The organism is Microcoleus sp. Pol12B5, assembly GCF_036701335.1.
Taxonomy (GTDB): domain Bacteria; phylum Cyanobacteriota; class Cyanobacteriia; order Cyanobacteriales; family Microcoleaceae; genus Microcoleus.
Window position 1 is genome coordinate 1 of the sequence record NZ_JAUBQQ010000029.1, and the last position, 24,510, is coordinate 24,510.

Genomic DNA, 24,510 nt, shown 5'->3' on the forward strand with positions numbered 1-24,510 from the left:
ATTTTGTCAAGATATTATTAGTGAATTAATGAGAATCAGGCGTAATAAACTACCATTCTTTCAGAGGGGTATAAGGGCTATGTCCTTCATTCTATCAATGTTTTGACGGGGTTGTCACCCCGTCAGATCTCTGTCTTCATGAAGTTTCCTCGCGTATCAGTCGCTGTCGATATTAGTGAGAATTAGCTCTATTAACTTCTATCTAAAGACTGTAGGTTGGTACGACGCGAGGAATATTTTGCGGTGGTTTTCAAAATTTTGAATACGGATTGTAGGTTGGGATATAGTACATTTACATCGATTAGTAAGCCATCCCTAGATACGGAATAATAAAGAAGCGGATGAATTAATGCCCTCTAATTCCATGAAAATCAAAAACAACGCATCGGTGACTAAATCCCATCTGCTAAGGGGACTCGCCATGCCGACAATTCCTGAATTTTTAACTCCTAATTCCCAAAGGGCGGTAGATCGAGTAACTGATTTTTAGAAGGTGGAAGTTGGGCGGTATTTTTGCCTGAGGCGGAAGTTTGACGTATTTCCAGAGCAGTTTCGCCAGGATTTGCAGTGCGAGTAGGTACTATTTCTAAAGAATATACTGTCTCTGTTTTTGCAGGGGCAGGATTTTGGGCTTTCGTGAGCAAGTCAACGGCATCTCCGAGGGCGCTAGTTAAATTCTTGCTAGTTTCGGCGTGACGGGCCTCTTCTTGTTTGAGGGCTTGAGTGAGTTGTTTAACTTTTTCGATCGCCCGATCGCGCTCTTCGAGAACTTCTGCTAACTTAGCTTTAAGTTCGCCTACTGTTTGCAGTTGTTCGACTTCCTGCTGGCGAGCAACTCCAGCATCGTCGCCTTCGGGCATAATCGGGGAAAAATTTTGTAATTGCTCTATTTGTGCTTCCAGAGAAGCGATGCTTTGCTGAGTTAATTTCGCATCATTCCGCCGCTGCTCGGCTTCGGTATTGTAGAGTTGCCGCCACTGCGTCGCACTTTCACCGGCCTCATCTCGATCGCGCGAAACTTCTGTTAACTGCTGTTGCAGCCGCTTGATTTCATCTAACCACTGTCTGACATCCTGAGCCATAATATTGATTTTAGATTTTAGATTTTAGATTTTAGATTGGGAATTGGGAATTGGCAATTGCGAGTTGATAATGGCTTAACTAATTAACGACTTGTGTACCTCATCTTTCGCCCCCTTGCCTGTGCGCTATGAACATTTTTTACTGGTTGCGCTACCTGATTTTAGCTTTGTTTAAGGCATTTTTGAGGCTGCTTCGAGCTCTCAAACGGAAATTTGGGGGTTTTTTACTGTTTTGTCGGTGTTTGACTTGGGACACGCTCAAGGAAGTCGGCGCGAAGGCAGGAGAACAGCGCTTACCGGGGCTATCTGCAGAAATGGCCTACAATTCTATGCTGGCGCTGTTTCCGGGGCTGTTGGCTATCTTATCTGCGATCGCTCTGTTTGAACCTTTGCAGTCAACACTTTATCAAATCGCCCGTCTTTTGGGCGAAGTTATACCCGATGACGTGCGGAATTTGATTGGTGGCTTAATCAAAGAAATTATGTTAACTCGGAGTAAAGGGCTGTTTTCGGTAAGCTTTCTTGGGGCGATTTGGGCATTTTCTGGAGTAATGAGCGCGGCGATGGCTGCACTCGATCGCATCCATGAAACCCCGATCGATCGAACTAGACCATTTTGGAAAGCCAAACTTATTTCTCTGGCGCTCAGTATCGGTACAATTGTGCTGTTAATTCTAGCATCGGGAGTAGTATTTGTCAGCGACTTAATTGTACAAGCTATTGCCCGCCAGAGTTGCCTGCTGGAGTCCGTCGCCAATTGCGATTTAAAAGATGTCCAAAATTGCTTGCTCCTCGCCGGCAATTGCCCTTTAGAGTCGCAACTGTTAGGTGCTTGGCGGCTGTGGAGGTGGCCGATTTCTTTGGGAATTGTATCTCTGGCTTTTGCATTTATTTACCGCTACGGGCCTAGCCGCCGTCAACCAGATATTCCTATTGTATCAGGAGCTGTTTTTGCTGCTATTTTGTGGGCGCTATTTTCAGCTTTATTTCGGTTTTATGTTTTGCATTTGGGCAATTACACTTGGACTTACGGCACAATCGGAAGTTTTATTGTGTTGCTGCTGTGGCTGGATATTTCTTCTTTGGTAATGCTGATAGGCGCTCAGTTGAATGTGACGGTGGGAAAGGCTATAAAACAATCAAAATTAAAATAATTTGTTAATTTTTAATTGTTAATTGTTATTTGCCGGATGCTGGCTTACCTACGGAGTACAGTGCTGAGGATGCCCGCAACAAAAGACAGAAAAATCAGTATCCAAATGACACCACCGGGAATGAATGTCAAGAGGCCAACACCTCTGAGAATCCAAACTAGGAGGGTGAGACCCAGGATAGTCAAAAAGATGCGGGTAGATAGTCGCATTTGAAATCTAGGAGAATTAGTCATGTTGAATGTTAAAGTTTTGTCTGGATCAATGATAGCTGCTTTGCTGGCGATCGGCAGTTATCTCACCTTAATTTCCACTCCCGGTTCCACTGTTGCGCCTGGGGCTACAAATGTGCTGGGAGAAGCGGTAAATGCTGCTCAAAAAAGGCCTGCTGCAAGTTTAACAATTTCCGATCGCACAATTGGAGTGGCGAAGGTGGGGATGACTTTCGGAGGATTGAAAAAGGCTCTGGGTTCGACGGCGCAGTTTAAGGTAGAGTCTCCTTTTATGGTAGACTTTGATGCTGTGGCTATCAGGCAGTCGGGAAAAGTGCTATATCGGATTATCTACGCTGCCGGTACAAAGCTGAAAGATTCGGATGTCATTGAACTTTTGATGACTGAGAATTCTAATTATAAAACGGTTCAGGGTGTCGGGCCGGGAATGACTCTGAAACAAGCTGAGGCAATTTACGGTAAGGCTACTTTATCTTATAACGTGGATAATGAAATGAGAGAAGGGGTTGTATTTGCCAAGCAACCCACTAGAAACATTATGTTTGTCCCCCAGGCTAAAGGGAAACAATTTGCGGGAGTTTATGGCGCTGGTCAAGGGGGATTTTATCAGACTAATAAGTATCAGCCGAATGCTGTAATTAAGTCTGTGATGGTGCGGAAGTAAGTTAGTAGAGACAGCCCAATAGATCACTCTGCCAGTAAAATCGCTTCTACAGAACCTATGATCCCAGCAGAGAAGGACGATCGCACTTATCAAAAAAAGTGCGATCCCCCAAATTAAATCAACTCAAAACAGCCGGAAAATTACAATTTATAACCGGCTGGCGAGGGAATTGGCACAGCGGCCCAACACCGATAAACGGTTGCTGTCGCCACTGCGATCGAACACAACCTCAAACTTAACGTGAGGTATAGTTTGTCGCAAAAACTGAAAATGCCCGTCTGCATCTGAACTACTGCGGAAGCGGGCAACAATCATCCATTGCTGAGTGGGTAACAAACGGGCGATCGCCCAACAACACAAGCGGTCTTTGTATGTCAACATAGAACTCGTCTCCATTGATATTTTTGGAGCCAGAGCCAGCCCGGAACCTTGGACAGTGAGGGGCTGGCTTCTGACGTTGTAAGGCCTGAGCCTTATATACACTAATAGCATAATTTGATGCTATTGACATCAAATGACACAAAGATATATCAAATGGTGTTGGAGTGTAAAATTGAAGACAATTGAAGTAAAACCATGCCAGCCCATGCCTTCACGAATGCGAGTCACAGTTACCCTGCCAGAAGACGTTCATCAAGCCTTGTCCGAATGGGCTGAAGAAGAAGATAGAACCCTTGCAAACCTGCTATCCCATGTGGCAGCTAAAGCAGTCAGAGAGCGCCAAGAGCAGAAAAAGGAAGAATCAGAAAGCGATCGCCCTTAAGCGATGACCACGGCGTAAGATGGAGTTTGTTGAAATGTCTTGCAGTGCAACCAATGGCTTCACGGGGACGAGTTACCGCATACTTGCCAGAAGAGATTCAAAAAGCTCTCGAAGAATGGGCAGAAGAAGACCGCAGATCCGTTAGCAGTTTGGCAACGTACCTGCGGACTAAATCTGTTCGAGAAAGCCAATAGTTGAAAAAGATAAATCACAAAGCGATCGCCCTTAAGAACGATCGCCCGCAATCCCATCCGCGTCCATCCGCGTCCATCCGCCTACATCTGCGGTAAAAAAAAGAACCACCGCCTCAAAAAAATAAGGTGGGCCGCAGCCCACCCTACCCAAATTATTTCGCAGTTACCAACTGTGCCGGCAGCCGCTTAAACGCCAACCTTTCATTCTCGATATCCACAAAAATGGTATCGCCGTCAGCAAAATCTCCCCGCAAAATACCCTTCGCCATTTGGGTTTCCAACTCGCGTTGAATTCCCCGCTTCAATGGCCGCGCACCGTAAACCGGATCGTAACCAATTTCTGCTAAGAAATCGATCGCCGATTCCGACAATTTCAGAGACATTTTGCGATCGGCTAACCGTTTTTCCAAGCGCTTCACTTGCAACAGCACAATCTGCCGCAGTTCCGTCTTACTCAAACCGTGGAAGATAATCATCTCATCAATCCGGTTCAAGAATTCTGGGCGGAAAGTTCCCCGCATCGCTTCCATCACCCGACTCCGCATTTGTTCGTTATCTCCCGCCACATCTAAGATGTATTGAGAGCCGACATTCGATGTCATAATAATCACAGAATTCTTAAAGTCTACCGTGTGACCTTGAGCATCGGTAACGCGGCCGTCATCCAGAATTTGCAGCATGATGTTGAATACATCCGGGTGCGCTTTCTCGATTTCATCGAATAGAATCACGGAGTAAGGACGGCGGCGCACAGCCTCAGTTAATTGTCCGCCTTCATCGTAGCCAACGTATCCCGGAGGCGCACCAATTAACCGCGAAACTGCGTGTTTCTCCATGTATTCCGACATATCAATTCGCACGATCGCTTCTTCGGTGTCGAACAGATAAGACGCTAAGGCTTTAGCTAATTCGGTTTTACCAACACCCGTGGGGCCGAGGAAGATAAAACTCGCAACCGGACGATTTGGGTCGGCTAACCCTGCGCGCGATCGCTGAATTGCATCTGCAACCGCAGTCACTGCTTCATCCTGTCCAATTACCCGCTTGTGCAGTTCATCTTCCAAGTGCAGAAGTTTCTGCATTTCCGATTCAACCAACTTGCTAATCGGAATTCCCGTCCACTTGGAAATAATCTCCGCAATGTCACCTTCCGTGACTTCTTCTCGCAGCAAAGTTTTACCTGTGGTTTGAGTTGCTGAAAGTTGAGATTCAGCTTCTTGCAGTTGTTTTTGTAATTCGGTTAACTTGCTATATTTCAACTCAGCAGCACGGTTCAGGTCATATTTTAATTCAGCTTGCTGAATTTCAATATTCACCTTATCAATCTGTTCTTTAATCTTTTGAATGCTGCCGATGACACCTTTTTCCGATTGCCATTGGGCGTTCAAAGCGCTTTGCTGTTCCTTGAGGTTGGCCAAGTCTTTTTCCAGTCTTTCCAAGCGTTCGATGGAAGCCACGTTACTTTCTTTTTGCAGCGACAGTCTTTCCATTTCTAGCTGCAAAATCCGGCGATCAATTTCGTCTAGTTCTTCGGGCTTGGAGGTAATCTCCATTTTGAGTTTAGCGGCTGCTTCGTCCACTAAGTCAATGGCTTTGTCTGGAAGGAAGCGATCGCTAATATATCGAGTAGACAAAGTAGCCGCCGCCACTAGGGCGCTGTCGGAAATTTTAACGCCGTGGTGAACTTCGTAGCGTTCTTTCAAACCCCGCAAAATCGAGACAGTATCTTCAACAGTGGGTTGGTCAACATAAACTTGTTGAAAACGGCGTTCTAGGGCCGCATCTTTTTCGAGGTACTTGCGGTATTCGTCGAGAGTTGTAGCACCGATACAGCGCAACTCTCCCCTCGCTAACATGGGTTTAAGTAAGTTGCCGGCATCCATCGATCCTTGAGTTGCACCGGCCCCCACAACGGTGTGAATTTCATCGATAAATAAGATGACTTTGCCGTTGCTGTCCATCACTTCTTTGAGCACCGCTTTCAAGCGTTCTTCAAATTCTCCCCGGAATTTTGCACCAGCAATTAACGCGCCCATATCTAGGCTAATTAATTGTCTGTCTTTGAGAGATTGCGGCACATCTCCGGTGATAATTCGCTGGGCTAGTCCTTCGGCGATCGCAGTTTTGCCGACTCCCGGTTCCCCAATCAATACCGGGTTATTCTTGGTGCGACGGCTCAAAATTTGAATCGTGCGGCGGATTTCGTCATCCCGTCCGATTACCGGATCGAGTTTGCCTTGACGCGCAGCTTCAGTCAAATCTCGGCCGTATTTTTCCAGCGCTTCGTATTTGCCTTCTGGATTTTGATCGGTCACTTTGTTCTTCCCTCGGACTTGGGTAATGATATCTTTGAGCTTGGCTTCATCTAGTTTAAATTCTTGTAGTAAATTTTTGCCGAAGCGATCGTCCTTAACGTAACCTAGTATCAAATGCTCGATCGAAATAAATTCATCGCCGTACTCTTTGCGATAAGTTTCGGCGCGATCGAGCAAAGTGTCGAGAGAACGACCTAGATAAACGTTGCCGCCGCTTCCAGTGATTTTGGGCTGACGACTGATAAACTCATCAGTGCGATCGCGCAATTTTGCTACAGAAACTCCCGCTTTGTTAAATAAGCTGCTAGCGAGCCCCGATTCTTGTTCCAGCAAAGCTTTCATCAAGTGTTCGCTTTCTAGCTGCTGCTGCTGACCTGCTTTGACGATTTCGGGGGTGCGGGCGAGGGCTTCCCAGGCTTTTTCGGTAAATTGGTTTGGATTATTCGGTTGCATAAATTTTAATTCCCTGCATTAAAAATGATGATTGCTGTAGAGGCAATTGCTTAATTCCCCGTACAATTGTCATTGTAGGCAGTTGCCGAGGGGGGGCGGATCGGTGTTCCCCTATCTTGAGATAGGTATTTCCGTCCTGTGTAGCAGTGTCTCGCAAGGAAAAGCAAACTGTCGCGCCTAAAAGTTGGACTCTTGGATAAGACTGAGATGTTGCCCCATTGTCAATAAGCTTTTTATGAACAGGCTTTTCGGCCTGTTCCACAAGAAAATTCACTCTTTGTGGAACAGGCTTTTCGGCCTGTTCCACAAAGAGTGCAATATCTGAGATAAGACCAAATCTCACATTAAAAATGCTTTCTAGTGCCACTTGAAAAAACAGCACATTCTTACACAGTCTCCTGCTGCGGAAAATGGAGAAACACTCATGTAAATAGGAGAGAGGACTTGAGAAGCGTCACAGTCCTATAGCTAAACCCGAAGCGTTATTGTTTTACTCATCAATAACAGCCGCTATAACTCTCACAACTGGAAAATATAGCCATGAAAATTTTACCTTTATTTTCGTTAGGTATTATAGCAAGTACCGCGATCGCACTCGCCCCTGAAGCTTTGGCAAGTACCTGGCGTGCCGCACACCGGATGTCGGGTTTTTCCGCCGACAGCAATTACTACTTGTATCTAGAAAGTTCCAGAGATACAGGAGCGGGAATTCCCAAAGCAAAATTGCAAATTGTCCAAGTTGCTGCAAATTCCTGCATCAGAAATGGGTGTATCGAAACTAAATATGGCGAACCCGACTCCAATAAAAGCACTAAAATGGCAGAAGATGACTTGCTTAAAAAAAGTTGGAATAGTAGGCAAACTTTGAAATTAACTCCTCCTCAAGCTGGAACTAAACTCAACATTATTTCTCGTATTCCCGGAGCCAATGGAAGCGAGACAGTCGCCGTCAAAGTCAATACAGCAAAGCCTTTACAAATTCGCCTGGAACAGCGGCAAAAAAATGCTTCTGCTGGCAAAGAAAGCGCGGCAATGCGTCTTGTAATTAATCATAACGGTCGGCAGCGTGTCCTCGGAACGCTGAACAATTTTCAAGATTGGGTGTTCTCTTATTCAATCCGAGAAGTTCGTTTGTCTCCGAATGGGCGCAATGTCGTTGTCCTGGTGGACAAGACAGAACGCACTTTTGAAGGAGTCTTGAAAACTACTTTTGTACAAGGCTTTGTTCTTTAGACTTGCTATATTCCCAGGTTAAAACCTGGGAATTATCAAAACGTACAGTGATTATTGGCCAATTTTAATCATGTTCCCTGAGCAAAAGTGATTTCAAAAATGACCACTTTACTATCTCTAGACCGAGATGAAATCTTCAGAACCGATGAGATTGGGAGCAACACCTATCAAAGAAGCTAAAACTTCACCGCTGCTGGCTACTGTAATTAATGTGCCGTCAGTTCCCGGCGAAATTGATAGCTGTCCGAACGTCAAGCCATTGATTAATTGCACGGTATCTTGAGACTTAGCGAAATCAGCGATCGTATCAACTCCCAATCCGATACCTAAAACAAAAACATCGTTGCCCCCACCGCCGACTAGAATATCGTTGCCCCCACCGCCGTTGAGGGTGTCAAAACCTTTGCCACCATTCAGGACATCGCTGCCGTCGCCGCCGACAAGGATATCGTTGCCTCGCAAACCGGTAAGTACGTCGTTCCCTTCCACACCCTTGATAATATCGTTGCCGCTGGTGCCAGCCAGGTTGTCGTTGCCGCTAGTGCCGTTGATGTTGTTATCAGGAGGGTTATTGCCTGGAGTGTTGCCGATGTCAGAAACAAAGACATCGCGGGTATTGTTAGTATCCCCCGGCACGAGGTTGGAAGAATTTGAATTAAACGCTACTCTCCGCCCATCTGCTGAGATGGAGGGGTAGAAGGAGGCATTGTTTCCCTGATTGCCTGCTGCATCTACTGACACACGGGTGGTGGTATTGGTGAGCGTGTCTCGCACGAAGATGTCGGAGGCATTGTTAGTATCCCCCGACACAAAGTTGCTGGCACCTGAATAAAAGGCCACAAAGCGCCCGTTGGCAGAAATGGACGCGTTGGAAGAGTCGCCGTTCGCCTGATTGCCTGCTGAATCTACTGACACACGGGTGGTGGTATTGGTGAGCGTGTCCCGCACGAAGATGTCATAGGTTTCGTTAGTATCCCCCGGCACGAGGTTGGAGGCATCAGATCTAAACGCTACAAACCTCCCGTCGCCTGAAATAGAGGGATTGTAGGACTCCCCGTTCCCCTGATTGCCTGCTGAATCTACAGAGAGGCGGGTGGTGGTATTGGTAAGCGTGTCCCGCACAAAGATGTCAGGGCTATAGTTAGTATCCCCCGGCACAAGGTTGGAGGAATATGATTGAAACGCCACAAACCTCCCGTCGGATGAGATGGAGGAGTTTTTAGACCCGCTGCGTCTAAAGTCGTCGTAGCGTGTTAATGGGTCTACGGAGGTATTGTTCCCCTGATTTCCTGCTGAGTCTACAGAGACGCGGGTGGTGCTATTGGTGAGCGTGTCCCGCACGAAGATGTCGTAGGTTTCGTTAGTATCCCCCGGCACGAGATAGGAGTCCTTTGACTCAAATGCCACAAACTGTCCGTCGGCTGAGATGGAAGGGTTGATGGAGCCATAGTACGTCTGATCGTCCGCCTGATTGCCTTCTGAGTCTACAGAGAGGCGGGTGGTGGTATTGGTGAGCGTGTCCCGCACGAAGATGTCAGAGTTAGCGTTAGTATCCCCCGGCACGAGGTTGGTGGCAACAGACCAAAATGCCACGAACCGCCCGTCGGCTGAAATAGAGGGGTCAAAGGAGTCCTCGTTCGCCTGATTGCCTGCTGAGTCAACAGAGACACGGGTGGTGGTATTGGCTAGCGTGTCCCGCACAAAGACATCCTCGCTAGCGTTAGTGTCCCCCGGCACGAGGTTGGATGCTGGAGATTCAAACGCCACAAACCGCCCGTCGGGCGAAATGGAAGCAGAGGAAAAGATGCCCAATGGCCCTCGATTGCCCTGATTGCCTGCTGAGTCCACTGAGACGCGAGTAATATTCATAAGCTCTGATATTTCAATAGTCCGAACTGTTTTTATTTCGTAGTCTGGAACCCTGGGTTTTCCCTTGTTAGCTCGATCGCCTTAGAGCCTTGAAACCCTTATTCTACGGCTGGTAATCAAAAACTGTCCGAAGTATTGATATTTAAGAGTACAACTTTTGAGATTCCCTGCAATCGCACGGCAATTGAGGCTATTTACACTTTATGCCCTCATCGCCTTGGCGGTTGCTATATCAATACATTTTAAAATTTCCCTCTTCATTCCTCCCTCTTTCTTTTTCCTTTAACATCTGCCTCCTGACTATTCACGAATGCTCAATAATTAATCCGTGTATCCGTGTCAAAATCAATATCTTGCCTGACTTTATGCTTGCATCACAACCCGTTCCGGGAGACTGACAATAAAAGTTGAACCTTTACCGTCTTCGCTTTCAACGCTAATTTCGCCGCCGAGAATTTGACACAAACGCTGGCTAATTGTCAATCCCAAACCCGTCCCCCCGTACTTGCGGGTAGTAGAAGCATCAGCTTGGGTAAAAGGTTTAAATATCTGCTCTAATTGCTCGTCCGTCATGCCGATGCCCGTGTCGCTGACTCGAAACATTAAAACTTGAGAAGTGTAGCTTGAACCCGATTGAAAATCATTATTTTTATTTTGTTTGGTCGGTCTTGATTTTTCAATTTTCATTCTTTCCACGCCGATAGTAATGACGCCTTTTTCGGTAAACTTGGCAGCATTGCTGAGCAAATTGAGCAGAATTTGCCGCACTTTCGGTTGATCGGCGTACATTGTGCCGAGTTCGCCTTTGGTTTTCAGTGCTAAAGAATTGCCTTTTTTTTCTACTAGCGGTTGAGCAGTAGTCATCACTTCTTCAATCATGGTCGCCACGTCGAAGTTTTCCAAATAAAGGGTGACATGACCTGCTTCTATTTTGGAAATGTCGAGGATGTCACTAATCATATCCAGCAGGTGTTTGCCTGCGGTTTGAATTTTTTCTAAGTCCGGCAGAAAGTCTTCTGAACCCGAATCTTGAGCATCTTCTTGCAGCATTTCGCTGTAGTTAATGATGGCGTTGAGGGGGGTGCGTAGTTCGTGGCTCATGTTGGCGAGAAATGCACTTTTAGAGCGGTTTGCAGCTTCGGCGGCTACTTTTGCTTCGTGCAATTCTTCTGTGTATTCTGCTACTCTTTGGATCAGTTCGTTGAGGGAAATTGCTAGCATTCCCACTTCGTCGGAAGTAGTGACGGGTACTTGCAGGTCAAAGTTAGATTCTTCTGTCACTCGCTGAGCAATGAGGGTGGTGGCTTCTAGGGAGCGAGCGATCGCCCCGCTGGTGTATGCTGCTAGAATTGCTGCGATCGCACCTGATATCAAGAGAGAGCCAACGAGAATGAGAGTTCCGAGTTTTTCGGCATTTTCGTAGGTTCTCAATGCCTCGTCTGCTTTCTCGCGAAAGTTGACGGCCAGTTGGGCTGAATCCTCGGAAAACTGTTTGAGTTTCAAAGCAGTTCCCCCCGCCACAAAATTGTTCAAGTTCCGGCCGAAAGCCTGCTGCTGTTGCGGATTCAAAGCAGATAATTTCGCAGTAGCCAACAATTTTTGTACTTGTTGAAAGTATGATTCTACGGTTTTGCCGTTGACTTGAGCGAACTGTTGAAGCTGTTGGTAGTCTTTGGCAATATCGGCATTCTTCGTCGGCGGTAGGGTTTGCAGTTGTTCGAGGATGCCGCTCATCTGAGCAACGCGAGTCAGGAATTCCGATCGTTCGCGATCGAAAATTTGCGGTTTGGTCGTCAGACTCGCGAGCTCTTGCTGCTGAATTCTGACTTCCTGCACCGTGTGATTGAGGTTTGTTAAGATTTCCGCTTTGTCTCGGTCGATCGCTAGTTTTTCTCTAACTTGCTGTTTGTGATAGGATTCTACTCCCCGTCCCGCCACAGCACCCAAAACGGCAATACCAATGACCAAGGCGTATCCGCAGCCGATTTTCTGCCTGATACCCAAGCGGCCCAACAGACTTTTCAACCCTATTTGAGGACGGTTCTGCAGTTGATTTTTCAAAGCTAAGGTTAAAGACATGGGCAATGTACTCGTCACCTTTGAGAGGCACCATCTATATTCTAATTGATGCCTGTCTGAGGGTAAATAAAGTTCTGGCTTCAAGCCAGCTTTCGGCACTTATGGGGTCTTTGCAGGGTTCCACAGCTCGATCTGCTTGACAGTTTGGAGGAGTTATGCGTAACAAAATATAGCAGAAGGAAGAAGGCTCTTCGGCTGCCTTCGGCTACATTCCCTTCGGCAATGCGATCGGGCCAGTCGCGGTTCCTGAGCCAAGCCGAAGGGCAGGGCAAGTCGCTCAGAGTAAAAAAAGCAAGAAGTAAGAACCAGTCAAAGGCATGGTTTCACTAATTAAGAACCTACTCACCGTCTGGCGTGGTTGCGAGATAAGTTGCGAGTTATAAGTTGCAAGTTATGAGTTAGATTTCTGATTAAAAACTCTACTCTACTCGCAACCCACAACTCTATCGCTGTTCCCCTACTGGCAAAGTCGAAATTGTGCTATCTCAGCAGGAATTCTTGAAGCATTAGGTACGCTAGCAGAGGCAGGAACGAAGATTCCCAGGCCGTAACTGCAACCCTCTGCCGTCGTGCATTCCCCAGGCTTAGCAGTGATTTGATATTCGCCTTGGGAGGGGGGAGTAAAAGATATTGACGCCAATTCGCCTGTTTTTTGACTCACAGCGACTTCCTGACCGCTTGCATCCTTGAGAGATAAGTTTAAATCCTGGCAATTTCCGTCGCAAGTGGCAACAAAAACATACTCCACATTAGGATGCAGCGTTGCTCTAAAAGGAGATGAAACTTGCTTACGAACTTGGCCCAGCAACGGCACAAATACTAATTTTTGACCGTTGCTTTTTCGCTGGTCAACTTCAGTTTTCAAGCGACAAATAACCGTTTTTTCGTTTTCGGTCAGTCCTTGAGCAATAGCATTTCCTACGATTGTAGTACCGAGGAGCAGGGCCATGCCGGAAATAACCAGATGTTTGATATTCATTGATGTCCGGTAAAGTTAATTTTGGGTGATTGCAATAGACCGCTTTTGTCAGCAGTCTATTAGTTTATCTGGAGCCTATCACATTTGTTGACTTTTCCGAAAAAACAGATCGGATCAAAGTGCGATCGAAATTAGGGCGATCGGCATCGGTATCTAGAAACCCGCTTTCTGGGTCGATGCGGAGCAGCTAAACCTAAGATTTCTAGTATAGACGGGGTTTAACAAAACCGGAGCGATTCCAAGACTGTAAATGTCTGATACAGGTTCCCAGATTCCACCCCAACAACATAATCCTGTCCCTGTCAATATACAAATCGGTTGAAACTTGTGGCAATACTAGACTAACCAAACTCCGAAGGCAAGAGTTAGCTCGTACTCGTACCATTTTCCTTTTTTTTACCCGATCGCGAAGTCGAAGGGCTTTCTGCCCATCATTTATCACTGTTCCGAAATTTCCACGCGGGAACAAATTTAGAATCTCCCCAAACGCCGCGGCGATTTTTCTTAGCTTCCGCTTCCGCTTGTTCCAAAATACTTGCACTCGGACAGTTTTTCAAGTAAGGACGGTAAACCATTGCTAATCCTTCGCGGGTCAAAACTTCTTGGGCAAATGTACCATTTGGCAAGCGAACTTCGCTAACTTTGCGACCGTAGCGGTCAGTATCGGTGACGGTCAAAACAACGCGACTGCCTCCTTGTTTGACTAGCTGCTGCATTCTTTGGTGCGCTAGATTTCCCCACTTAAATTGATTTTTTTTTGCTGCTGCTTTGCTATTTTTCTCAGCATTTGTGTGCGCGACTTCCGGTGCATCTATGCAGGCAAAACGCACTTTTATATCTTTCCCGGCGCTATCGCTGGCGACAAGGGTGTCACCGTCGCTGACTCGCTTGACAGCATAGTTGTTAGGCGCTAACTTTTGTGGACACCCGAATAGTAGCAATAGCAGAGCAACTGCACTTAAGGTTTTTATTTTTGGGAAAATGGCGAGTTTAGGTTGGCTCATATTTCTGTCTTTTATTTAGTTTCCATCCAATTTTGCCCAGCGTGGATGTCAACTATCAGCGGTACTATACCTGGCGCATTTTCCATCGCACTTGTATTTTTCGGCAGAGCATTTTCCATCGCGCTTATAATTGTCGGAGCACTTTCCATCGCACTTCTAATTTTTGGTTGCAATTCTTCCCATTCATCGGGAGGGACTTCAAAGATTAATTCATCGTGAACTTGCAGCAGCAGCCGCGCCTGATAGTTTTGCAAAATTTTGTGTACCTCAATCATGGCAAGTTTAATGATATCAGCACTGGAACCTTGAATGGGAGCGTTGGCTGCGGCCCGCAAAGATTGGGCATCATCTCTGCTGAGAGATTTAAGTCTATCGGAGTGAATGTCTTGGGGATTGCGGTCTTTTAAGTCGCGGAGGCTTTCGCTCTCGAAGTTTAAGTAACGGCGGCGGCCGAGTATTGTGGTAACGTATCCGAGGGCGATCGCCTCTTTTTTTACTTTCTCCAAATATTCAAAAACTTTACTATAGCGAGCGTTAAATTTAGCAATAAACTCCTTGCCATCTTTGGAAGTTTTGCCCATCGAACGACCAAACTTAATCGCCCCCATACCGTAAACTACCCCAAAATTAATCGTTTTGCCAAACCTGCGCTCGTCGGGAGTTATTTCTTCCTTTTCAAACAAAAGTTGAGCCGTCACGGTATGCACATCTCGGTTATTTTGATAAGCTTCAATTAACACAGGTTCTTGACTCAAATGAGCCAAAATTCGCAGTTCAATTTGAGAATAGTCAGCCGACACCATCAGCCAACCTGCTTCGGGTAAAAATGCCTTGCGAATTTGGCGCGAAAACTCGGTGCGGATGGGAATATTTTGTAAATTTGGATTGGAAGAAGAAAGCCTTCCCGTACCAGTTGCAGCTTGGTTGAAATCTGTATGCACTCGCCCGGTATCCGTACGCACTAACTGAGGCAAAGCATCGACATAAGTTGATTTCAACTTGGATAATGTTCGGTGTTCTAATAAATCGTCTATAATCGGGTGGTCTCCTTGCAATTTATCCAAAACAGCGGCGTCTGTAGAGTATCCAGTCTTAGTTTTGCGAGACTTTTTCTGAAACTCATCGGGGATTTTTTCTAACAATATTTCGCTGAGTTGTTTTGGGGAACCTAAATTAAACTTTCTTCCCGCTGCTTGATAAGTCTTTTCTTCTATTTGTTTTAAGCTCTTTTCTAGCTGTTGTGACAGTTCTTGCAGGTAAGCTGAATCAATGCGAATTCCGCAGTATTCCATTTCTGCTAAAACTGGTTCGAGGGGCTGTTCTACTTCCAGCAATAACCCCTCCAAAGTTTTTCCGGGAAAGCTAGTTTTATCAGCTTCCTTCAATTTGGCTTTAAGTTTACCTACTAAGTGAAATGTGGTGTACACATCCATGCCACAGTAGTCTGCTACTTTTACAATACTGATGTCAGCAATTGTTTTGTTTTTCGGCACTAATTCATTGTAAGTTTTGGCAACAATGCCTAAGAACTCCCTTGACAATTCGCTGAGGCTGTGGCTATTTTCGGGATTGATTACGTAACTGGCTAGCATGGTGTCGAAGACGACTCCTGCTAGTTTAATTCCTTGACACCGCAGGATCGATCGATCAAACTTAGCATTTTGCAGCGCTTTGGGATAATTCTCGCTTTCCAAAATCGGACGCAAAGCATTCAAAACTGTGGCTTTGTCCAAGTTTTTGCCCGTTTTGTGTCCGGTTGGGATATAAGCTACATCTTGTTCACCGGTTCCCCAACAGCAGCCAATTCCGACTAATTCGGCGTCTCGCGGTTCGATGGCAGTGGTTTCGGTATCCCACGCCACGGGTGAGGCTTTGTCGGTGAAGGTTTGCAGCAGTTCGACTAATTCGTTTAACTGTTCGGTTGTTTGAATTATTCGGGGTTTAATTGGTAATTGGTTTGCTTGCTGGGCGGCTTGATATTCTGCAAAAGTGTAAAATGTGTCACTTTCATCTTCTGAAATTTCAGAAGTTTGAGGTGACTTATCTATTGTGGGGTGGGCATCTTGCCCGCCCTTTGCAACAGGCAAGATGCCTGTTCCACTGTCGGCAACAGGCAAGATGCCTGTTCCACTCTCCATTGAATTGATTGTGGGTTGGGCATCTTGCCCGCCCTTTGCCAAGGGTTCTTCTACACCACCAAAACGCTTTTGAATTTGTTTAACTTTGCTTAAAAATGTTTTAAATTCCAGCTTTTCCAGCATGGGAATCAAGGCTGATTCGTCAAAACCTATAAGCTGGCAATCTTCTAAGTTGATTTCTAATGGCACGTCTTGGACAATTGTCGCCATGCGTTGAGAATGATAAGCAGCTTCTTTGCCTTCTTCTAGCTTTTTCTTAGTTGCTCCTTTAATCTCGTCGATGGCTGCATAAATTCCATCAAGGGAATTGTAAGCTTCCAGCAATTGTAGAGCGGTTTTGTCGCCGATGCCTTTAACTCCGGGAATGTTGTCGGATTTGTCGCCGCACAAAGCTTTGTAATCTATTACTTGTTCGGGCAAAATACCGAGTTTGCCTTTGACTTCTTCCGGGCCGTATTCTTGGGATTTGCCTTTGCCCGATCGCCTGAGTTCATCGGTACTCAAATATAATACGCTGATTTGTTTTTCGGTTTCTACTAATTGAAACAAATCTCGATCGCCCGTGAGGATTTTGACCTGATAACCGGCCGCGCTGGCTTTGTTTGCCAAAGTTCCCAAAACATCGTCCGCCTCGTAGCCTGGAGCAGTTATTGCGGGTAAATTTAAATAGGTGAGGAGTTCTTGCAGGTTTTTGATATCGGGAATGAAATCTTCGGGAGTTTCCGCACGACCGGCTTTGTAAGTTTCGTCTGCTTCGTGGCGAAAAGTGGGTGTGGCGAGGTCAAAGGCGATCGCCATGTACTGGGGGTCGTGGGCGGCCATAACTTCCAGCAGCGACTTGAGAAAGCCAAAACAGACGCTGGTGGGAATGCCCGTCGTAGTTCGCAAGCCTCCGTCTCGACTTTTGGCAAAGGCGAAGTAGGATCGAAAGGCCAGGGAGTGGCCGTCAACTAAGATGAAGATGGGAGCTTGATTTGCCGACACAGACACAAATACCGATCGCACGAAAGGATTTTCTCATTGTACTCAGTTGTCCGCCTGCATTGATCGACCGGAAGGATGGCCCGCAGACTTGAGGACGCTTGACACTTGAGCGGATCTCGGCTTACTGTGCAGCTTGGCTGAGAATAGTAGAAGATGTTAAGTACGATTCCCTACGGGATAGCTTCGCTTCACGCGAATTTACAAACACCTGCCCGAAGCCTATGGCTGACATTAATCGATGCTACGAAATCCTCGAAATTGAGCCGGGAAGTTCCCTCGAAGAAATTAAGCGCGCTTACAGGGATTTAGCGTTTGTGTGGCATCCCGATCGGTTTGCCCACAACGATCGCCTGCAACAAAAAGCTCACCAAAGATTAACAGAAATTAATGAAGCTTACCAGCAGTTGGTGTTGTTTCTGAGTCAGCCTGAATCATCGAGGTCGATCGAACAACAGTTTCAGCAGCCACCGCCCCCTGCGCCGGAAAAGCCGCTGAGAAGGCGTTCTGGAAAATCAGCCACCAGGCCTGGTTCCCAGCGCCGTCAAACCCGCCCAAAAGCCGCCTCCAAAAAATTTCTAACTCAAAAAAACTCTTCAAGCAAGAAACGATTTACCACTCACAATCGCCCAGCGTGGCGGGGCACAAAGCAACCAGGGCGAATCGTTGCGAGGAAAGCACGGCCATCTCAAAACTATCGAAAGCTTACCTCGAAAAGGAAAACAGAATTTTCAACTCAATACTCAAAACCGCGAAGCGCGCCGAGGGAAGTGCGGCCATCTCAACAGTATTCAAGCTTCCCTTGGTGGCCGCTGGCAATCGCCGTGGCGAGTTACGCTTTGACCGGTTGGATTTTGACGGTATCAGCCGCCCCGCTGTGGATGTGGGCTTTAATCTGCGGTGCAGATTGGCTGTGGGCCGCGATTTTGCTGGCGGAGGGTTCGGCAACGCCTAGAGTGTGGCTGGCGGCGTTAGTTTTGGCTGGGGCGGTAGGGGGGTCGATCGCTGGTTTTCAGGCGGGAGGAAGGGTAACAGGGGCTGCTTGGGGGGCAGTTGGGGCTGGTTTGGGGGCGATCGCCAGTTCCGAGGCAGAGTATCGGGCTGTGGCTGCTGTTTTGGCTGTAGGGGGAGTGGTGGCAGTGGTGGGATTGATGGCGGGAACAGGTTCTGGGAATTGGGTTAAGGCGTTGGTGGCGGCCGTGTGTTGGGCGATTGTCGGCTTGATGTGCGGGCTGGCGACGGAACTAGGCGGCAATTCTGGCGGCCCCGTCGGGCTCTCTGGTGCGATCGGGCTGGGGATTGGGGCGTGGGCGGGGGTTTTTGCTGGGGCGGGTTCGGGGGATCTCGTCCAAGCTTTGGCTATCGCCGGGTCTAAGACTGTTTATGGGGCTTGGGCTGCGATCGGCATTATTGCTGGAGTTGTGGCGCGGATGGTAGCTGCAGAAAGGTTGATCCACACTAGCAGTGGGCTTTACACGGTTATCCTGTTGGTGGCTACTTCGGGTTTCGGGCTGTGGCTGGGAAGTTGGTTGGGCGATCGTATCTTTTGAATTAGTCATTAGTCATCAGTCATCAGTCATCAGTCAACTATTCCGGAGGATTGCAACCGGAATTGATCTAAATTCCAGCACTTATCGCTTTTCAGCAGCGCTTCAAACTCAGCGCTTGGCAAAGCATGACTGAAAAGATAGCCTTGAATTTCGTCACATTCATACTCGCACAAAAAATCAAGTTCCTGCTCATTTTCTACCCCCTCAGCCACCACCGTCATGTTCATGCAGTGTGCCATTTGAATAATCGCTATTGTTATCGCTGCATTTTGGCGATCGTCTGCAATGTTGCGAATAAAACTCTTGTCTATTTTTATCGCATCAAACGGAAAGCGTTTCGGATAACTCAAAGAAGAATATCCAGTCCCAAAATCATCAATTGCTATCCTAATCCCCTGATCTTTCCACATCGTAAAAGCTTTAGCTGCTGCAATTTCGTCTTGCAAAACCAGACTTTCCGTCAGTTCTAATTCCAAACACTTGGGCTCAAGACCAGTTTCTGTTAATATCTCCCTGACTCTTTCCGTGAAATTTTTGCGCTCGAATTGACGGGCTGACACGTTAACTGCCACTCGCAGGGGCGGTAAACCTGCTCTTTGCCATGTTTTAGTTTGCCTGCAAGCAGTCTCTAATACCCATTCACCCAACGGCGCAATCAAGCCTATTTCTTCAGCCATCGGAATAAATTCCCCCGGAGAAACTCGCCCCCGTTCTGGATGATTCCAGCGCACCAAAGCTTCAGCACCAATAATTTTACCTGTTTTGATTTCTATTTGCGGCTGATAGTATACTTCAAATTCTGAGCTTTTTAAAGCATGGCGCAGTGAAGTTTCTTGAAGAAGTGTATTGATAAAAAAATTATCATTTTTTGCCGTATAAAAATGATAAGTATTGCCGCCTTTCTGCTGAGATTGATACATTGCTATATAAGCATTTTTCAGCATTTCATCTCCGTCGGTGCCGTCACCGGGATACAAGCAGATCCCCATACTAGCAGTGACAGAGACTTCGCAATCTTTGACAATCATACCTTGGGATACAATATCTAAAATGCTTTGAGCAATCTTAGCCACATCCTGTTTTTCTGCAACTGGTTTGAGAATCAGCGCGAATTCGGCTGCTTCCAAACGAGCAACAATATTAATATTTTCCATGCAGTTAGTTAGCCGCTGGGCAATGCTGCAAAGCACCGAGTCCCCGATATCGTGTCCCCAGGTACTGTTAATGCGGTTGATTTTATCTAAGCTAAGCGTGACAACTGGAACGACTCCTGACAATTCTTTTTGACCATCTAATTCTCGACTTAACTTTTCTCGCAAAAATGAACGGTTCGGCAGGTTTGTCAAGCTGTCATACTGATGTCGGTAGAGCGCCAGTTGAATAGTTGTGTGCAAGTTTTTTTCTTCAAATGGCTTGACAATATATCCGAACGGTTTTGTACTATTGACTCGTCGCAAAGTAGTTTCATCGGCATAAGCTGTCAGATAAACTACCGGAATTTGAAAGCGCAAGCGAATTTCTTCGGCTGCTGTAATGCCGTCGATTTCTCCTTGCAGGTTGACATCCATTAAAACTAAATCCGGGCGCAAGTTGGCTGCCGATTCAATCGCTTCTTCTCCAGAATAGACCATGCCAGTTATTCTATATCCTAGAGATATCAAACTGTCGGAAATGTCTTCCGCAATGATGCTCTCGTCTTCAACGATCAGAATTTTTTTGTTGGACACTATTTTTTCTCCTCAGAGTGCAAATTGGGTTGAGAAAAGGTTATTCTAAAAGTCGTGCCAGGAGTTTCTAACAGTTCTATTCTCCCCCGGATTTGCTTGACTAAAGACCCGACCAGTCGCAAACCCAATGTTCGGGCTGTGCGATAATCTAAGTCTTGAGGAAAACCAATTCCGCTGTCGCTAACGGTTAGCACGCAAACTCTGTTATTATCTAAAGTGAAATCTATGTTAATTTTACCTTTAACTTGTCCTTTAAAGGCATATTTAATGGCATTTGTCACAAGCTCGTTGATAATTAACCCGCAAGGAACTGCCGTATCAATATTAAGAGAAGACGGCGCAATATTTGTTTGCAACTTAACACCTTCTGCATGAATTTCATAAGCTTGGAATAAATTGTAGGCGAGATTTTGGATGTATTCAGCAAAGTCAATGTTTGACAAGTCTTTGGATTGATACAATTGTTCGTGAACCAGGGCCATTGATCTGACTCGGTTTTGACTTTCTTTTAACATTTCACTAACGTGGCTGTCTTGGATGTAGCGTGACTGAAGTTTGAGCAAACTGGAAATAACTTGCAGGTTGTTTTTGACACGGTGGTGAATTTCTTTGAGGAGAACTTCTTTTTCTGCGAGAGATGCTTTGATGCCATCTTCGTCGCGCTTGCGATCTGTAATATCGCGCACTACTCCTTGAATTACTTTTCGTCCGTTAATTTCCATTGCATTTAACAGCACTTCAGCGGGAAATTCTGAACCGTCGATTCCTTTGTGTACCCAGTCAAAGCGACAGCTACCTGTTTGCATTGCTGTCGATATTCTCTGTATTGCTAAACTGGATGAGTCTTGTCCACTAGGCTGAAATTGTGGGGAAAAGTCGCTCAGTTTTTTGCCGTAAAATTGTTTTGTGTTGCTACAGCCAAATATTTTTAAGGTAGCGAGGTTGCAGTCAAAAAACTCCTTTTCGTCAAGCAACATTACTGCGTCGCTGGTGGCTTCATAAAGGCTGCGAAATTTGTGTTCTGATTCTTGCAACGAGCAGATCAATTGGTTTTTGAGAGCTTCCGCACGCTTGCGGTCGGTAATGTCTATTCCTACGGAAACTGCTGCGGTTCCCTGATGATATTTCTGAGCGACTATCAAATAGTTGCGGACAAAACCGTTAATTTCAATGTCTATTTCTTGCCAGGTTTGCTGAGATGAACTGGCAAAAAATTTTCTGATCAGTTCTCCAAAAGTCGAGCCTTTGTCGAGAAAGTTGATTTCTTGACCGACAAAGCTTTCAGGAGACAGGTTGAATGAGGTTGCTAAGTGCTGGTTGACTCCAATATACCGCAAGTCTGAACTGATCCAAGAAATCAGTCCGGGTACGGCATCCAAAACGGCGCGAAGTTGGTCTGTAGCTTCTTGGAGTGCTTCTTCCGATCGCTTGTGATCGCTAATATCTGTTGCCGTTCCGCACAAGCCTAAAATAGCGCCGTTTTCAGCTTTGTTGACGATACTGTTGACGCGCAGGTGGACGGGAGTACCGTCTTTACGAATGTGTACTGTTTCGTAAGGAGAATTAGCTGTTTGTGGCTGAAGTTTGGTTCTCGCTAAAAGTTGGGCAAATATTTCTCTTGGTCTACTTTCTTGATCGGGAACTAAAAAATCGGTGAAGCGGCGTCCGATCATTTCTGGCGGTTCGTAACCGTAGATGCGTTTGGCGGCGGAATTGACAAAAGTCAAGAGGCCTTCAATATCGATCGACCAAATCAATTCTTGGGAGGTTTCTACGAGGTTGCGGTACTTTTTTTCGCTTTCGGCAAGTGCTGCATTGAAGAATGCAGTCTGCTGCTGGAGTCTCTGTTCTAATTCTTGATTTGCCGTTTCCAGAGTAGCGATGGAGTGCTCGCGCTCGGTAATTTCAGTAGAAACACCAACTGCGCCGACAACTTCGCCGTTTCCATCTCGCAGGGCTGCCGATCGAATTTCGTGAATAAAATGTCTCTCTCGGATGTTCCAAGTACGATCGTTTCCTGCTAATACCTCGGCAATATTTTCTAAGATATCTGGCTGGCTGCTGTAAACTTCAAAAATCGATCGCCCGACACTTGCACCTGGTTTGAGTCCCAAATTTTCTAATCCTTTCCCTGCTGCAAGGGTTAACTTGCCTTCTCTGTCTGTTGCCCACATAAATATTGGGGCACAACTGACGGCGGCGTGAAGGGTTTCGTTGGCTTGTTTGAGCCGATCGATTTCTGCGTGAAGCAGATCCTGGGTGGTGTTTAGTTCTACCGTTAGTCGATCGGCTTTTTGCTGCCAACTGGCAGCAGTATCGCACATTTCTGCGGGATTGCGGGAACGACAGATGGATTGGTTGCAGTGTGACATGGTTACTCTAGGGCGCACTGTATATTTAACCCTAGCCTATCTTTTAAGCATAAACTTTTTAAGTCAAATATTACAATTAGCAGGAATACTCATCCGACCAAGATGCGATATATTAAAGCTACTTTAAGGATTCAGAAATTGCGGCTAACTTAGGATTTATGGCGACGGTTCACAAATTGATAATAAGCTGAATAATGCCTGCCAGTCGGTACTTTTACGGTAACAATTTGTATTAGTGCAAAAAGAAGTTTCGCAATCTTCGGCTTGCACAAGAAGTGGGATTATAAATTTATTATATTTGTTTGCGTAGATTCACGCACCGAGGAAGAGGGAATCTGGAATTTGTAAATATAGCCAGCGCGCCCGACCGTTAGGACGCGCTTAATTGCACTTGTCCTATGCGTATCGCCTCTGCCTTCTTCCTTCTTCTTTCTGCCTTCTTCCTTTTTCCCTCTTCCCTCTTTCTTCCATCCGCTACATCCGTCGAGCGAATCCGTTGCCGAACTTTCTTCAATTAACTCCCCAAATTTTGACAGTTTTGTCTATACTACCACTGATAATAGTTTCACCATCCGTGCTAAAAGTAAGACAAGTAACAGAGCTTTGATGTCCGCTGAGAGTGTAAAAGTTGTCGCCGCTACTGGCATTCCAAAATTTGATATTACCATCCGCGCTAGCACTGACAACAGTGAGTCCGTCTGGGCTAAAGGCGATCGCATTTATCGAGTTAAAATGCCCTGCCAATGTGATTGAACTATCTGGATTCGATAGCTGGCGCAGTTGAATGTTTCTGTCCCAGCCGCCAGTAGCCAAAGTCTGCCCGTCTGGACCCAAAGCCAGACAATTCGCATAACCCTTAATTGTTTGGAAGCATTCTCTGCTGCGGAGGTTCCACAGTTTAATTGTACCGTCAGAACTGCTGCTAGCGAGAGTTTGTGCGATCGGGCTAAAAGCAATACTAACAATTCCTGCTTTATGAGCTCCCCAAGTTAAAAGATTGCCAAAAGTACAGATTAACTTTCCCGTTTCTAAATTCCAAATTTTGATAGTAGTATCTGCCGAACCGCTGGCGATAACTTGACTGTCGGGACTGACGGCAATTGCGCTAATTTCCGCTTCATGTCCGAGGGAAGTATGCTGCAATTCTCCTCCCTGCCAAATTTCGATCGCACGGTGTTTCGGAGTATTTCTACTCCTCACAAAAACTTCGCTTTCTTGGCAAAGGATAAAAGTTTCTTGAGCGCGGGGATACTTGTCAACAGTATAGAGTATTTCTCCTGTATCAACATCGCAAATTCTAATTATTTTCCCGTGCAAACTCGCCGTGCGATCGCCTCCGGGACTAATCGCAACATTTGTCCCAGTTTTGACAGTGCGGATACAGTCAAAAAGCTTGTAAGGCACGAAGTCTTTTAAAGCTTGGCGCACTAGAGGTTCTGTCCTCGGTCGCAAAATTAAATAAGCAACTCGCTGCACTTCTGCTGCGGGGTCAAGCAGCGCCTCAATTGCTAAATTTAAACCAGCGCCTCCGTATTTAGGAGCATCTTTAACAGCGGCAATTCGCGACTCGATACTAGGACTGTTGAAGCGCTGCTTGACTCCGGCGATGCCTCCCAAAACAGCGCCGGCGATCGGGATTTGACTTTGGCCGCCGAGGACGGCATCATATTCTCTGGGTTGGTTAGAATTGTCGGCCATCATAGGATTTTAGATTTTAGATTTT

At 46.3% G+C, this 24,510-nt stretch carries 18 protein-coding genes; 6 read left to right on the top strand and 12 right to left on the bottom strand.

Annotated features, from left to right (window positions below; translation table 11 throughout):
* Positions 1 to 449 precede the first annotated feature (449 nt).
* Positions 450 to 1,082 (bottom strand): hypothetical protein, encoded by a 633-nt coding sequence (locus QUA24_RS14615; RefSeq protein ID WP_333230511.1) that lies wholly within the window; start codon positions 1,080 to 1,082, stop codon positions 450 to 452.
* Positions 1,083 to 1,210: 128 nt separating this feature from the next.
* Between QUA24_RS14615 and QUA24_RS14620 the strand changes: the two genes are divergently transcribed.
* On the top strand, positions 1,211 to 2,236 hold the full coding sequence (locus QUA24_RS14620; RefSeq protein WP_333230512.1) for a YihY/virulence factor BrkB family protein: 1,026 nt from the start codon (positions 1,211 to 1,213) through the stop codon (positions 2,234 to 2,236).
* Positions 2,237 to 2,467: 231 nt separating this feature from the next.
* Positions 2,468 to 3,130: a hypothetical protein gene (locus QUA24_RS14625; protein ID WP_333230513.1), complete on the top strand. Its 663-nt coding sequence runs from the start codon at positions 2,468 to 2,470 to the stop codon at positions 3,128 to 3,130.
* A 147-nt stretch (positions 3,131 to 3,277) separates the two neighbouring features.
* On the opposite strand, the gene QUA24_RS14630 is transcribed toward QUA24_RS14625, so the two are convergent.
* Entirely contained in the window at positions 3,278 to 3,526 is a 249-nt protein-coding gene (locus QUA24_RS14630) for a hypothetical protein (protein ID WP_333230514.1), read from the bottom strand.
* 202 nt (positions 3,527 to 3,728) lie between these two features.
* Here QUA24_RS14630 and QUA24_RS14635 point away from each other — a divergent pair, with 202 nt between their 5' ends.
* Positions 3,729 to 3,893 carry a ribbon-helix-helix domain-containing protein gene (locus QUA24_RS14635; protein ID WP_333230515.1) on the top strand — a complete coding sequence of 55 codons (165 nt, stop codon included), beginning with the start codon at positions 3,729 to 3,731 and terminating at the stop codon, positions 3,891 to 3,893.
* A 53-nt stretch (positions 3,894 to 3,946) separates the two neighbouring features.
* Entirely contained in the window at positions 3,947 to 4,087 is a 141-nt protein-coding gene (locus tag QUA24_RS14640; RefSeq protein ID WP_333230516.1) for a ribbon-helix-helix domain-containing protein, read from the top strand.
* A gap of 152 nt (positions 4,088 to 4,239) precedes the next feature.
* Here the strand turns inward: QUA24_RS14640 and clpB are convergent, their stop codons facing one another.
* Together clpB and QUA24_RS14650 are read right to left on the bottom strand one after the other, a co-directional pair.
* The gene (gene clpB, locus QUA24_RS14645) at positions 4,240 to 6,855 is read right to left on the bottom strand and encodes an ATP-dependent chaperone ClpB (protein WP_333230517.1); all 2,616 of its coding nucleotides are present in this window, start codon (positions 6,853 to 6,855) and stop codon (positions 4,240 to 4,242) included.
* Positions 6,842 to 7,237 (bottom strand): hypothetical protein, encoded by a 396-nt coding sequence (locus tag QUA24_RS14650; RefSeq protein ID WP_333230518.1) that lies wholly within the window; start codon positions 7,235 to 7,237, stop codon positions 6,842 to 6,844. Before QUA24_RS14650 ends, clpB begins: the two co-directional genes overlap by 14 nt.
* Before the next feature lie 158 nt (positions 7,238 to 7,395).
* On the opposite strand from QUA24_RS14650, the gene QUA24_RS14655 reads away from it, so the two are divergent.
* Complete coding sequence (locus QUA24_RS14655; RefSeq protein ID WP_333230519.1) at positions 7,396 to 8,088, top strand: DUF2259 domain-containing protein; 693 nt, start codon at positions 7,396 to 7,398, stop codon at positions 8,086 to 8,088.
* Positions 8,089 to 8,205: 117 nt separating this feature from the next.
* Here QUA24_RS14655 and QUA24_RS14660 read toward each other — a convergent pair whose 3' ends face one another.
* The 5 genes from QUA24_RS14660 to polA form a co-directional block, all read right to left on the bottom strand.
* Complete coding sequence (locus QUA24_RS14660) at positions 8,206 to 9,957, bottom strand: calcium-binding protein (RefSeq protein ID WP_333230520.1); 1,752 nt, start codon at positions 9,955 to 9,957, stop codon at positions 8,206 to 8,208.
* A gap of 363 nt (positions 9,958 to 10,320) precedes the next feature.
* Positions 10,321 to 12,036, bottom strand: coding sequence for an ATP-binding protein (locus QUA24_RS14665; RefSeq protein WP_333230521.1), 1,716 nt, complete (start codon positions 12,034 to 12,036; stop codon positions 10,321 to 10,323).
* A 457-nt stretch (positions 12,037 to 12,493) separates the two neighbouring features.
* Entirely contained in the window at positions 12,494 to 13,015 is a 522-nt protein-coding gene (locus QUA24_RS14670; RefSeq protein WP_333212713.1) for a hypothetical protein, read from the bottom strand.
* Positions 13,016 to 13,446: 431 nt separating this feature from the next.
* On the bottom strand, positions 13,447 to 14,019 hold the full coding sequence (locus QUA24_RS14675; RefSeq protein ID WP_333230522.1) for a thermonuclease family protein: 573 nt from the start codon (positions 14,017 to 14,019) through the stop codon (positions 13,447 to 13,449).
* A gap of 11 nt (positions 14,020 to 14,030) precedes the next feature.
* On the bottom strand, positions 14,031 to 17,162 hold the full coding sequence (gene polA, locus QUA24_RS14680) for a DNA polymerase I (RefSeq protein WP_333230523.1): 3,132 nt from the start codon (positions 17,160 to 17,162) through the stop codon (positions 14,031 to 14,033).
* A 200-nt stretch (positions 17,163 to 17,362) separates the two neighbouring features.
* On the opposite strand from polA, the gene QUA24_RS14685 reads away from it, so the two are divergent.
* A complete protein-coding gene (locus tag QUA24_RS14685) occupies positions 17,363 to 18,688 on the top strand; it encodes a J domain-containing protein (RefSeq protein WP_333230524.1) in 1,326 nt (441 codons plus the stop codon).
* A 29-nt stretch (positions 18,689 to 18,717) separates the two neighbouring features.
* Here the strand turns inward: QUA24_RS14685 and QUA24_RS14690 are convergent, their stop codons facing one another.
* The 3 genes from QUA24_RS14690 to QUA24_RS14700 form a co-directional block, all read right to left on the bottom strand.
* Positions 18,718 to 20,415, bottom strand: coding sequence for an EAL domain-containing protein (locus tag QUA24_RS14690; protein ID WP_333230525.1), 1,698 nt, complete (start codon positions 20,413 to 20,415; stop codon positions 18,718 to 18,720).
* A complete protein-coding gene (locus QUA24_RS14695; protein WP_333230526.1) occupies positions 20,415 to 22,787 on the bottom strand; it encodes a PAS domain S-box protein in 2,373 nt (790 codons plus the stop codon). Before QUA24_RS14695 ends, QUA24_RS14690 begins: the two co-directional genes overlap by 1 nt.
* Positions 22,788 to 23,297: 510 nt before the next feature.
* Positions 23,298 to 24,488: a WD40 repeat domain-containing protein gene (locus QUA24_RS14700; protein WP_333230527.1), complete on the bottom strand. Its 1,191-nt coding sequence runs from the start codon at positions 24,486 to 24,488 to the stop codon at positions 23,298 to 23,300.
* Positions 24,489 to 24,510 lie beyond the last annotated feature (22 nt).